This is a genomic window from Staphylococcus sp. Mo2-1, assembly GCF_046721385.1.
Taxonomy (GTDB): domain Bacteria; phylum Bacillota; class Bacilli; order Staphylococcales; family Staphylococcaceae; genus Staphylococcus; species Staphylococcus equorum_A.
The window spans coordinates 1,695,141-1,707,823 of the sequence record NZ_JBEUUK010000001.1; the positions used below are offsets into that span (position 1 = coordinate 1,695,141).

The window sequence follows — 12,683 nt, forward strand, 5'->3', positions numbered from 1 at the left end:
CATTGATTAATAACTTATAATGATTTAACGCCATCACTTATACCCACATGATAAAATGATGGAGCGTAACCTATGTGCTCTATATATTGCTTAGAAACTTCATTTTCCAATTGTTTTACACTATTTTTATGCACTAAAGCAATTGCGCAACCTCGCGAAACCAAGCACCTGTCATTCTAGCTCCCAATACGCCATCAACTTGCTGAGCTGTTTCTGCTAAAGTATCTAATTCTATCCCTGTAACTTCATAATCTTCTTTTAATGATGCGTGAGATTCATTTAATAACTTTCCAAATTGATTAAAGTTATTTTCTGCTAAAGCTCTATGTGCTTTTTTCGTGCGTTCGTTCTCCGAAACTGCGTGTCTTGCACGACGACGCTTCACTTCATCCTCAATAAGATCTTGATGCTGTTCAAATTGTTCTACTGACAGCTCCCCTAGTGATGCAATATCAAGTGCTTGTTGCAACGAAGCTAATGCCGACTCACATTGTGCTCTACGTTCATTATATTTACTTTCTGTAAGGGAACGTCGCTTGTTTGTATTCATAATTGATATGACATAATCTCCAAATTTAGCAGGTACATAATCAAATTCTAAAGTTGCAGTATCTAGTAATATTGCTTGTTCAGCTTTACCCATACCAATAATAAATTGATCCATAATGCCTGAATTGACACCAATAAATTTATTTTCAACACGCTGTCCTATTTTTATAAGTGCTAATCGTTCTAAATCTAAAGTAAACAACTGCTTAATGAGCCAACCAGTTAATAATTCAATAGACGCTGACGATGATAAACTTGCCCCATTTGGAATATTTCCTTCAACTAAAATGTTGAAACCATGGTCTATGTCAGAGAATTGTTCGCTTAAATATTTAACTACACCTTTAGGATAATTTGCCCAATCATGTGCCGCTTCGAATTCTAATTCATCTAATGTAAATGTAATCATACCAACATCTTCAAAATTATTTGAATAAAGTTGAATAAGTTTATCATCTCGCTTTGTAGCTAGTCCATATGTACCCAACTCAATCGCAGCTGGAAAAACATACCCACCGTTGTAATCCGTATGTTCTCCTATTAAATTAATGCGTCCCGGAGCAAAAGCACTGACTTCAGCCTTAACGCCAAACAAAGTTTCAAACTTATCATGCATGGCTTGTAACATAATAACCCACTCCTTCTATATAAATCACTTTATCTATAATGATATTCTCTTTAGTAAACATAATTAAAGTTTACTTGTTTACTAAATGTTTTGTCAATTAAGATTGTCTTTTTGTTTTAAAAGTATTCCGCTCTTTAAGCTGTGCTTCTACCACGACATGGATGGCAACATGTCTCGTTTTATTAATGCGCTCTTCTGCCATTCGCACTGCAGTTCTACCAAATTCATCTACTGGTATGTGCACACTACTTATAGAAGGCACAGCATATTGTATGACTTCTAAATCATTAAAACTTATCAATTTAACATCTTTTGGAATTGCTATTTTTTCATATTGAATTTGTTGTAATATACCTATAGCAATCATGTCGTTTCCTGCTATAAAAACTTCAGGTAACTGATGCGCATTTAACAATGTTTTTACAGCTTCTTCACCATTTTCTTTTTTCCAACCGTCAATCATAGTTATTTCGCTAATTTGATGTTCAGAGCACCATTCTCTATACGCTTCATATCTAACATCTGTATGATTTGAAAACGGCGTACCGGCTAAATCTCTAATCATATGACTACCACCGATATACGCAATTTGCGTCATGCCTAATGCCTTGATTTCGTTCAATAAGTTGGTCATAGAATAGTGTAAATCTGAGTAGACAGCATCTATTGATTTTGGTGTATTAGGATTGTTAATGACAACTATATTTTTATTATAATCACGTAGTGTATTCAATGCTTCCGTAGAAAAATTACCTACTACGATAATTGCCCCTGCCTTGTCAACATTATATAAATCTAGATTTTTATCGTTACCATCGATTCTAATTGTACGCTTCAAAGACAAATTCAAACGTTTAACTTCAGCCTCTATTGCTAAGCGTATTTCTCTATAATAAGGGTCTGACATTTCTTTAGCTCGAGATGCATAGGTAATGATTTGAATGCTTTTGTTTTTTCTAGCCGATTTTTGATATTGTAGTTCATTTGCAACACGATGAATCCTTTCTCTCGTATCTTTTGAAACTGACAATGTTGGATCATTATTTAATACGCGTGAAACAGTGCCAGGACTTACCTTTGCTTCGCGTGCAATATCTCTTATACTAGCCATATCGAAATTCACCTCTTTAATTGTTTACCATAAGTTTACTTGTATATATCCATTTAATCAATCTGGACCATTTTAAAAATTGTTATAAATATTACAATGGGCAAATTAAAAATCCTTTGCTTTATTCATAAACTGAATCTTTTTTTACATTGAAAAATGCGCTAGAATGGAGAAGTGAATATGAAACGGGGTGTACTCATGCATGAAGATATATTGACCAATCAACCCATTGTACGGTTTGAGAACGGTAAGTTATTAGAAACAAAAGATCATTACGTTACTGAGTTTCCATTAACAATTATGGTAAATGGTGAAGAATTTGCGACTATAATTTGTAGCCCGAACCACTTAGAAGAGCTTGTCTTAGGTTTCCTAGCATCTGAAGGGGCTATTTTTAAAAATGGTGACCTAAAATCTATCCAAATAGATGATAGTAAAGGGTTTGCTCATGTTGAATTGACCAAATCTCTCGGTGAACGTTTCGAATATTCAACGAAACGCATGATTGCGTCTTGTTGTGGTAAAAGTCGAGAGTTTTATTTTCAAAATGACGCGGCAGTCGCAAAGACTTCGATGTCTAAAATTGTGTTAAATCCAACTCAAGTACTCAATATGATGACCCGTTTGCAAAGCGCCAGTAAAATTTTTAAACAAACTGGTGGTCTTCACAATGCCGCAATTAGTGATGGAGATACCTTCTTTGAGCATCGTCAAGATATTGGTCGTCATAATGCATTAGACAAATTGTATGGTTATTGTATACAAAGACATATACCTGTACGTAATAAAGTGTTGATATTTAGCGGTCGTATTTCATCAGAAATATTAATCAAAGCTGCGAAAATCGGTGTTGGTGTCATCTTATCGAAATCTGCACCGACGACATTGGCAGTGACACTTGCTCAAGATTTAAATATTACTGCCATAGGATTTATTAGAGATGGTAATTTCAACATTTACAGTCATCCGGAACGTATAACACCTGTTGAATCATACGAGAATTAATTTATAATCTAGACCTTTGCAAAAACAAATTTTTAAATATAAAAAGGACTCATCCATTTGATACGGATGAGTCCTTTTATTTTGAGCCTGAGTATTTATGTCTCAGTTTCTATAATTATATTAATTAACTGTATTTAGCATTTTCTTTTAAAATCTGATAGCAGTAACTTATATATATGTAACCTTGTCGAATATACATTTCCTTAGCACTGTCTTCACCGTCAGCTATTAATATAATCGGTTTCGTATCAGCTATTTCCGCAACAAAAGTTTGCATCATACTGCCAATACCTTGTTTCTGATAACTTTCATCTACACCGAAGCCATCAATTTCCACAGTACATTGTGAAATGATTAAATCCAAAATCCCTACAGGCACATCTGCTTTATATGCGATTACACGAGATTTACTATCTTTATTGAATTGATTGCGAATTACTTCAATACTTTCGTCTGCGTACGCCTTGCCAAAGGGTTCAGCAAATTGACGATAAATTGTAATATAATCTTCTAATGTTTGTTCAGTGACAAACATGACTTTAATTTGATCATTTTCATGTTTTTTTATATTCTGTGACTCAATTGCATAAAGTTCCATTAGTCCTAGTTCAAAATCATATGTTTGAATTTTATCTAACCATTGTTGATCTAAAAGTGTATTCTCAGGAAACGTAAATGCTAAATGATGAGATGCTTGTTTTTTATGCATATCTAATTGAGTTTTCATATCTTGTTCCCAAGATATAATAGAAGGCATTTGTTTATAATCCCATTTATTCACGTCATATACTAAGGGTTCTTCAGGTGTTAGATAGATTGTCTTTAGTGTATCATCGACATAAACATCACCTTGTTGAAATATATCATTCATCGAAATCACCACGATTCAATCACCTACCCTTATATATTTATTTTATTAATTGTTTAAACCGACTATGATTCAGCATAATATTACCAATCAAACTTGCAATAACTGCTTTGACTAAATCCGCAGGCATGAAGACAAGGGATAAAGTCACTGATTTTGAAATCGGTAAATTAGTCATAAGCCCCATAACAATTGTACCTACAATATCTAATAAAATAACACCAAAGATAATTGTTGTACCTAATAATACAGTAAAGTTTATTTTTTTGAAATACAAATCTCTTACTAAACCAATTAGATATGCAATTACTGGATACATGATTAAAAAGCCAGTAGAGGGGCCTGCAAATACACCTATACCGCCACGTCCGCCAGATAATAATGGTAATCCAGTTGCTACAAGTAATAATAATACGATTACACTCAGCGCACCGTATTTACGTCCAAGTAAAATTCCCGCTAAGAAAATCCCTATATTTTGTAAAACGATTGGTACTGGCATAATTGGTAATGGAATCGTCGGCACAAATCCTAATACACCAATAATTGCTGTCATTAAAGCAGTGTATACTAAATATTTTGTCGTCATAGTCAATCCTCCTAATGAAAAAAATTATACCATAAATGTTAACTATTAAAAACAAAAAGTTTACAATATCTTATGTACAATAAAAAAAGCACAACTCAACTGTATTAATCCGTTGAATTGCGCTTTTTTAAAGCTGATCATAATGCTTATTAATTTAACTCATGTATATTAGTTATTTAAAAATTTATCTTTCAAATCTTTTCTCATAAATTCTAAAGTATATGGGTCATTATACCAATAAGTTTCAGCTTGCACTTCAAGCACATTGTCATTTTGAACTGCTCGGTAAGTTATTCCATAGGTTGGTTTTGGCATAGGCTGGTGTTGATTTCCCTTTACTTGTCGAAACAATATAATCGCCAGCATAATCTGCTATTTTTTCTTGTTTCACTTCAGCCCAGCCTTCTTTTTCAACTAAATCATTTAATTTTTCAGGCATTTTAAGTCCAAATGCTTGATACAATACTTCTCCGCCACGACCCCAGTTTGGACCATAACTATATAGTTTTTTCTCGAATTCATCAAAAATTGAAACTGTTGCGTCTTCACCAATTTTATCTTTAATTTCTTTACCGTCTTTTTTAGTTTGCGCTTTCCATTTGTCTTCCCATTCTTTTACTTCATCTTCTTTACCAAGTAACTTACCTAATTCTCTTTGTTGGTCTAAATATTTATGTTTGCCATAATCAAATACGACTGTCGGCGCAATTTTTTTATATTTTTTAATATTTTTGTCAGTAGAATATACAACGATTAGATCTGGTTTCGTTTTTGCTACTTTCTCAACATCATTCTCGCCAACTTTTTCAACATCTTTAAATTTATCTTTAAGGAGGCTACTACTATCGACTTGTTCATTTACTGCAACAATATTTCCACCAAGATATTTAATTCCACCAAGCATATGTAGGAGCAACTACTGCTATACGTTTTGGATCTTTTGGTATATCTATCTTTTTCCCACTATCTAATTTATAAGACTTTGTTTCAGCTTTTGAGTCACTGTCCGAATTATTGCCACATGCTGCTAAAATAAGCACTAAAGCAATTAACGGAAACAATAATTTTTTCATAAATTTTCCTCCATTGAAAATGATTATCACTACCAATTGATTATATAATGACTAAAGTAAATTTACAATAGTAATCATAAGTATCTTCACATTTTTTAAATAACAAAAAAATACATTTAGACAATTTGTCTAAATGTATTTTAACTGTTTGTTTATATATTTTTAAAAATGATCTAATACACTATGTGCAATGTTCGTATATGCCATATCTTCCATCGGCGGATTGTGTAAACCTGCGCGCATATCTCTATAATAGCGTTGTAATGGTCTTTCCATTTGAAGGCTTTTAGCACCAACAATACGCATAGCAATATCTATAACTTCTAAGCCTTGATTCATTACTAACACTTTACTTGCTGAGGTTTCATTCCATATTTGGCTACCTGAAATCTCATGATTATATAAAGCCGCTGTGCTCCACAAGAAATGGCGCGCAGATAATAATTGCGCTTCCATCTTTCCAATATTTTGTTGCACAGTTGGTATATCACCGATTGTGCCTTCAATACTATTTGGGCTATAATTTTTCGCAAAATCAACAGCATAATCTCTTGTCGCTTGAGCAATACCAAGATACACACTTGGTATATGTAAAATCCAGCCATTCGGTTTTTTACCACCGGCGCCTCTTATTTCAACAAAGTTTTCTTGTGGGATGTGTACATCATTTAATAATAAATCATGACTTTCAGTTGCACGCATACCTATCATGTTCCAATTATCTGCAATTTCTACACCAGGTGTATCTTTTTCGATTAAGAAAAAGCCAACTTGATCGATGTCTTCATAATAAGCACTCACAACAAAATGGGTCAGTCCTTTACTCATTGAAGTAAACGTTTTTACTCCATTAACCACAAATCCATCATCTACTTTAACAGCGTTTGTCGCAGGTCTTCCCCCACGTGTTGGGCTGCCAGTATCAGCTTCACTAACTGCTCGATTTACTAATGCCCCATTTTTCACTGCTTTAGCAAAGCGATCTAGCATATTGGGTTCCCACATTTGTTGTTCATATAACTGGCCTACTACACTTAAATGCCATCCTATAGAAAGTGCAGTCGCTCCATCAATAGATCCTAAATAGCTTTGTATTATAACCATATCTTCAACAGTTGCTCCTTCACCACCGTACGCTTTAGGTAAAGTAAGCAGTGTGTACCCTTCTTTTACTAACCATTCAATATTTTCATAAGGAAAACGCGAATGGATATCATTATATTCCGCTTTCTCTTTAAATTGCGTTTTAACTGTATCTAGTTTTGCAATCCATTTTTCTTGAATATCCGTATGTATTAATGCGGAATAATTCACTTTCATCACCTCATCATTAACTTTACTCCTATTTAAACTTAGTTTAACACTCGCCATTATTGAAAGAAAGCTTTTCAGCAATAAATCCTACTTTACCGATAAGAATTAATATGATACTTTGTATTTATTGACACACTGGGGGAAATTGAATGATTACAGTTAAAAATCTTATACATAAATACAACGAAAACACGATACTTAATGATGTCGGCTTTGCCCAAGAACAAGGCACCGTTACTGCAATTATAGGACCAAGTGGTTCTGGGAAAACAACCTTACTTAGAACGTTAAATGCACTCGCACTTCCTAAATCTGGCACCATTGAAATCGGGGATGAAATTTTTGATGCTCGCACATCATACAAATAAAGATATTGCTAAATTACGTAAAAAATCAGCTATGGTGTTTCAAAATTACAATTTATTTAAAAACAAAACAATACTTGAAAATATCACTTTAGGTTTAATACATGGTCAAAATTACAATACCAAACAAGCTAATGATATTGCCACATCTTATTTAGAGCGCGTGAATTTATTAAATCAAAAAGATAAATACCCTATTCAGCTATCTGGAGGTCAAAGCCAACGTGTAGGTATTATTCGTGCACTTGCGCTCAATCCAAAAGTTCTTTTACTAGATGAACCTACTTCTGCTTTAGACCCTGAATCAATTCAAAGCGTCTTATCTCTGATTAGATCGATTGCTCAAGAAGGTATGACGATGGTACTCGTTACACATGAAATACAATTTGCAAAAGCAATTGCTGATCAAGTTATATTTATTGATGATGGGCAAATCATCCATCGTGGAACGCCACAAGAAGTATTGGAAGATTCAAAATCTGAAAGAATCCATCGCTTTTTAAACAGAGTTGAAACGGAGCGTGACATTTAATGACATTAAAAAGAAGTTTCACATTTTTATTAATGTTAATGATGGTTTCCGTACTAACAGCATGTGGTAATAATGATGCTTCCGATAGTAAATCTCAGAAAAAAGAAGTTAAAGTAGCACTTTCTGCTGAAGTTAATCCACCTTATTTATATACAAATAAAGATAATGAGTTTGTCGGCTTAGATATGGATTATATGAAATTAATTGAAAAGAAATTACCTCAATATGATTTTAAATATGAAGTCGGTGAAGAGGAATCGAATTTAGTTGGGATTGGTTCAGGCAAGTTTGATATGGGAATAAATTGGTTTTTCAAAACACCAGAACGTGAAAAACAGTTTCTCTATCAAGATGAGCCTTACAGTTATGCGCTACCTTTATTAGTTGTAAACAAAGACAACAGTGACATACATAGTTTACAAGATTTACCTGGTAAAAAAATTACTCCTATGGCGCCAAGTGGCGGTTTATATTCTATACTCACACAGTTTAATAAAGACCATAGTTCCAAAATCGACATCAATACAATACAAGAACCTTCAAATGGTGACAATTTAAAAATGGTCAGCCAAGGACGTCGTGATGCCATGTTTTTAAATTGGAACACATATAAAGCAATTCAAGAACAGATAAATGCCGACGTTAAAATAGGAGGTATTGTGAAGAAAGAACCATTACATATCGTTTATAATAAAAAACACCAAAAACTTCACGATGACGTGGATCGCGCAACCCAAGAACTTAAAGATGAAGGCAAATTACAATCACTTTCAAAAAAATATTTTGATATTAATGTTTTTGATGACTTAAGTGAAATCAATGATCAGAAAGATAAATTGGAGGTGACAAACTAATGGGGTCAGTCAATTGGTTAGATTTATTTGGACAAGTGTTGCAACAATTACCTTTAACTTTATTGATGATAATTGTTTCACTCTTTTTCGCAATCATACTTGGTTTTATTTTAGCAATGATTCGTATTAAAAAGACAAAAGTACTTGCTCCTATTGTAAGAGTTTATCTTTCATTTATACGGAGTACACCGTTATTATTACAACTCTTTTTAGTATATTTTGCATTACCACAATTATTGTTACTTATTCATATAGATATTAACCATTTCAGTAGATTGTTTTTTGTTATCTTAGCCTTTACTTTACATACAGGTGCATACCTTTCTGAAATTATCAGAGCAGGTTATCAATCCGTAGATTATAGTCAAATTGAAGCTGGATTAACAATTGGTTTATCTTATCCTAGAATTTTAAAAGATATTATTATACCTCAAGCTTTACGAAATAGCATACCGAATTTAATGACTCAAATCATAGAACTTGTAAAAGATACTTCGTTAGCTTTCACCATTGGTATCATCGATATGATGGGACAAGTCAAACTCATCATTGGAAATAATTACGGACTCGGCATGCTAGAGGTTTACATCGTAATTTCCATCATATATTGGATTATTGCTCTAATTATTCAAGGTACCTTTACTTTAATTGATAAACGAACACAAAAACCATATAGCGTTTAAGGAGGAAAATCATTTTGTCATTCATTTTATATACTATAAGTGAAGTACTTAAAGGCGTACCGAATACAATTATTATTTCCATTGTAGCAATGTTCGTAGGTCTTATTATCGGAACGTTATTTGCGATTATTCGTATCAAACGTGTGCCTGTCTTATCTCAACTTATAATCGTGTATAATTCATTTTTTAGAAGTACACCATTAATCGTTCAATTGTTCATACTATATTATGGAATACCTTCATTTATACTTTTTTTAAATGATCAGTTCTCTTGGACAATCAATCCTGACATATTCTCACCTTTAACGATTGCCTTTATCGTCTTTTCTTTTCATGCCGTAGCGTATCTTTCTGAATCAATTAAAGGCGGTCTTCAATCCGTAGACCAAAATCAAATTGAAGCTGCGCAAACAGTCGGACTATCAAAATTCAACATTTATAAAGAAATTGTATTACCACAAGCTTTTGCTTATGCATTGCCTAACATAGAAAATCAATTCATTATGTTAATCAAAGGTACTTCCCTAGCATTCGCTGTTCAAGTAACTGAAATTATGGCAGTCAGTCGTGTTATTGCAAATGAAGGTTATCGTTTTATTCCTGTATATACAGTAGCGGCTATATTTTATTGGTTGTTAGCAATAATATTAGAGTTCATCTTTGCAAAAATGGAACGTAATACGACGCGTTACTTAAGCGCAAATGCTTCTTAGGTAACGATATCAAACAAAAAAACTGTTTCTGAAATGTTATTTCAGAAACAGTTTTTTATACTTTATTATATTTAAGCTAAACTTTCCATACATTGCGCTTTAAGTTTATAATATTGTTTTACCTTTTTCGGCATTGCGCCATGTTGTAATTCATCTTTAGTAACTATAGGATAGTTTTTAAAAACAACTGAGCCTATATAACCACAAAGTGCACTACCTGATGCACACATGAGTGCCACAATTATTACAGTTAATGCATTATTAAATCCAAACATAACCATAAGCCCTGCAATTGGTGTAGCTGTACCCGTCGCCTCATTTACTAAACCAAACATAGAGATAATTACACCTGAGAGCGCACCACCTACAAAATTGGTTAAATATACTGGTACTGGATTTGCTGTCACAATGTCTGCTTGAGATAAAGGCTCTATTGCAACTGAAATCGTTGTTTTACGATCTCCAAATTTCATACGCTTAAATAATACAAAGTTCATAAACGATGAACCAAATACTGCTAAAGCACCGATAGCCATTGGCGTACCAGTTAATCCTAATAATGCTGTTAATGCCATTGAACTTAAAGGTGCAGTAGCAACAACAGTAATAATACCACCAAGTACAATGCCCATAAGAATAGGACTTGAAGTCGTAGATTCTTTAATGATATTTCCAATTTGTAATAACGTCGCATCTACTAAAGGTGTTGTACCAATAGCAATTAAACGTGTAATAGGCGCGATGACAATAATCGCAGCAATTAAATCAAGCCCATCTGGTAATTTTTGTTCCATCCATTTCATACCGAAACTCGCAATATAAGCCGCAACAAAGCCAGGTAAAAGATCCATACTTCCACATGAGACAGCAATTACAAATGCATAAACTGGAGATACCCCCATAGCTAAAGCTACAAGTCCTGCAGCTGCAACACCGCCAAGTCCTCCAGCTGCATCACCCAACTCACCTAAGAATGGAATACCAAACAAGTCACCGCCTACATATTTGTGAAAAGCCTCTACTAGAAATGAAGCAATAGCCGCGTTAGCAAGGGCCCCCATGGCCTTGCCTCCATTTGGTGCTTTACTCGTGAACAATGTAAACAATGCTAAAACAATCCCTAAAAATATGATCCCGATTAATAAATTCATAAAAACACCTTTCCAAACCATTTTGTATGCGCTTTCATTCGACAAATATTAGTATAGCACATTTAATTTGGTTCTCAAATCATATTTTCGTACAATATATAACTATAATTATAAAATTACATTATTCAGAATATTCAAATCTTTTAGACTTACGCACAACCTTATTATCATCAAGCTTTCACACTTTAAAACTGTTCCTGTAAGTTCTCTATAAGTTCATTAATTTTATCACGTTGTGCTTGATTTATATATACTACCACAGTTCTTTCATCTATATTGCTTCTTTTTTTATTTAAAAAATCCATTTTGATAAGCTTTTGCAAAGCCTTCGTTAAATAGTAGGGTTTCAATTCTGAGTATTGAGCAATTTCTTTTGCAATGACGTCATTTTCTTTACAATTATATAGATAATTTAATATCAGTACTTCTTCATAATTTAGTTTATAGTTCTTTTTCGTTGTTTTAAAAAATTTCCTACCTTGTTGATAAGTTGCAATAAGTTCATTTAGTGACTTGAAATTTTGTTCATTCACAAAACCACTCCTTTTGTTATATCTTGATGTTAATAACTTAATTTTATCCTATTTAACGCCTTTAATTCAATATGCTTAACTATGAAAAATATGAACAATTCCTACTCTTTTTTTAATCTTTTATTTTTATTTTTAAATTTTAGTGGTTCATTCACCCTTTTTATTACTAAAAAAAGACATAGGTATAAAAATTTCAATTATCAAATATCTCTATTTAAAATAATGCATTTTGATATCTTAAATATGTCATAAAAATTCATACAAAAATGCACAGCACGTGTTAGACTATTATCCAACATTTGCTGTGCATTTAAACGATTGCTATTTTAAATGATTGAGTTCAACCATTATTATTTTTTCTTAATATCAATTGTATCTAAGAAGCTTAATGCCGCTAAACCTGATAAATCTAATGCATGTTTAGCACCTGCTTTACCATGTCCTGCTTCAAAGTGTTTAATTGTCGCTACACCTAAAACTGAAATTGTTAAAAGTGATGCAATACGTGATAATCTTTTACTTGCAAAGCTTAAAACGAAAAATACAGCACTTAATGCTTCAAGTGCTCCTGCCAATGGCACTGCATTTGATGGCAAATTAAACACTTCAACAAAAGATTCTTTCATTGACTGGTCACCTTTAAGTTTAGGTTTTGATGCACCATATAATTCCTTAGCTAATTTTAAATTTGTTAAATAACGTAATATCATTATAA

General features: G+C 32.9%; 11 protein-coding genes and 3 pseudogenes. 5 read left to right on the top strand and 9 right to left on the bottom strand.

Features of this window, described 5'->3' with window-relative positions; translation table 11 throughout:
• Positions 1–14 precede the first annotated feature (14 nt).
• Both ABLV95_RS08725 and ABLV95_RS08730 read right to left on the bottom strand, forming a co-directional pair.
• Positions 15–1,177 (bottom strand): annotated as a pseudogene (locus tag ABLV95_RS08725) (galactokinase).
• A gap of 97 nt (positions 1,178–1,274) precedes the next feature.
• Positions 1,275–2,288 carry a LacI family DNA-binding transcriptional regulator gene (locus ABLV95_RS08730; protein WP_427706701.1) on the bottom strand — a complete coding sequence of 338 codons (1,014 nt, stop codon included), beginning with the start codon at positions 2,286–2,288 and terminating at the stop codon, positions 1,275–1,277.
• Positions 2,289–2,486: 198 nt separating this feature from the next.
• On the opposite strand from ABLV95_RS08730, the gene fdhD reads away from it, so the two are divergent.
• Positions 2,487–3,293: a formate dehydrogenase accessory sulfurtransferase FdhD gene (gene fdhD, locus ABLV95_RS08735; RefSeq protein WP_427707046.1), complete on the top strand. Its 807-nt coding sequence runs from the start codon at positions 2,487–2,489 to the stop codon at positions 3,291–3,293.
• Positions 3,294–3,417: 124 nt separating this feature from the next.
• Here the strand turns inward: fdhD and ABLV95_RS08740 are convergent, their stop codons facing one another.
• The 4 genes and pseudogenes from ABLV95_RS08740 to ABLV95_RS08755 all read right to left on the bottom strand — a co-directional run bounded on the left by ABLV95_RS08740 (position 3,418) and on the right by ABLV95_RS08755 (position 7,143).
• Positions 3,418–4,164 carry a GNAT family N-acetyltransferase gene (locus ABLV95_RS08740; RefSeq protein WP_427706699.1) on the bottom strand — a complete coding sequence of 249 codons (747 nt, stop codon included), beginning with the start codon at positions 4,162–4,164 and terminating at the stop codon, positions 3,418–3,420.
• A gap of 37 nt (positions 4,165–4,201) precedes the next feature.
• Entirely contained in the window at positions 4,202–4,750 is a 549-nt protein-coding gene (locus ABLV95_RS08745; protein ID WP_460875370.1) for a biotin transporter BioY, read from the bottom strand.
• 168 nt (positions 4,751–4,918) lie between these two features.
• A pseudogene (locus ABLV95_RS08750) lies at positions 4,919–5,823 on the bottom strand (ABC transporter substrate-binding protein).
• A 162-nt stretch (positions 5,824–5,985) separates the two neighbouring features.
• Complete coding sequence (locus ABLV95_RS08755; protein ID WP_460872889.1) at positions 5,986–7,143, bottom strand: acyl-CoA dehydrogenase family protein; 1,158 nt, start codon at positions 7,141–7,143, stop codon at positions 5,986–5,988.
• A gap of 143 nt (positions 7,144–7,286) precedes the next feature.
• On the opposite strand from ABLV95_RS08755, the pseudogene ABLV95_RS08760 reads away from it, so the two are divergent.
• The 4 genes and pseudogenes from ABLV95_RS08760 to ABLV95_RS08775 all read left to right on the top strand — a co-directional run bounded on the left by ABLV95_RS08760 (position 7,287) and on the right by ABLV95_RS08775 (position 10,284).
• A pseudogene (locus tag ABLV95_RS08760) lies at positions 7,287–8,034 on the top strand (amino acid ABC transporter ATP-binding protein).
• Entirely contained in the window at positions 8,034–8,888 is an 855-nt protein-coding gene (locus tag ABLV95_RS08765) for an amino acid ABC transporter substrate-binding protein (protein ID WP_427706692.1), read from the top strand. Before ABLV95_RS08760 ends, ABLV95_RS08765 begins: the two are co-directional and overlap by 1 nt.
• Complete coding sequence (locus ABLV95_RS08770) at positions 8,888–9,571, top strand: amino acid ABC transporter permease (protein ID WP_427706690.1); 684 nt, start codon at positions 8,888–8,890, stop codon at positions 9,569–9,571. Before ABLV95_RS08765 ends, ABLV95_RS08770 begins: the two co-directional genes overlap by 1 nt.
• A gap of 14 nt (positions 9,572–9,585) precedes the next feature.
• Positions 9,586–10,284, top strand: coding sequence for an amino acid ABC transporter permease (locus tag ABLV95_RS08775; RefSeq protein ID WP_069817622.1), 699 nt, complete (start codon positions 9,586–9,588; stop codon positions 10,282–10,284).
• A 71-nt stretch (positions 10,285–10,355) separates the two neighbouring features.
• On the opposite strand, the gene ABLV95_RS08780 is transcribed toward ABLV95_RS08775, so the two are convergent.
• The 3 genes from ABLV95_RS08780 to ABLV95_RS08790 all read right to left on the bottom strand — a co-directional run bounded on the left by ABLV95_RS08780 (position 10,356) and on the right by ABLV95_RS08790 (position 12,678).
• The gene (locus ABLV95_RS08780; protein ID WP_427706688.1) at positions 10,356–11,435 is read right to left on the bottom strand and encodes a PTS sugar transporter subunit IIC; all 1,080 of its coding nucleotides are present in this window, start codon (positions 11,433–11,435) and stop codon (positions 10,356–10,358) included.
• A gap of 185 nt (positions 11,436–11,620) precedes the next feature.
• Positions 11,621–11,968, bottom strand: coding sequence for a transcriptional regulator, SarA/Rot family (locus ABLV95_RS08785; protein ID WP_427706686.1), 348 nt, complete (start codon positions 11,966–11,968; stop codon positions 11,621–11,623).
• Between the two features lie 350 nt (positions 11,969–12,318).
• Positions 12,319–12,678, bottom strand: coding sequence for a hypothetical protein (locus tag ABLV95_RS08790; protein ID WP_460875375.1), 360 nt, complete (start codon positions 12,676–12,678; stop codon positions 12,319–12,321).
• Between the last annotated feature and the right edge of the window lie 5 nt (positions 12,679–12,683).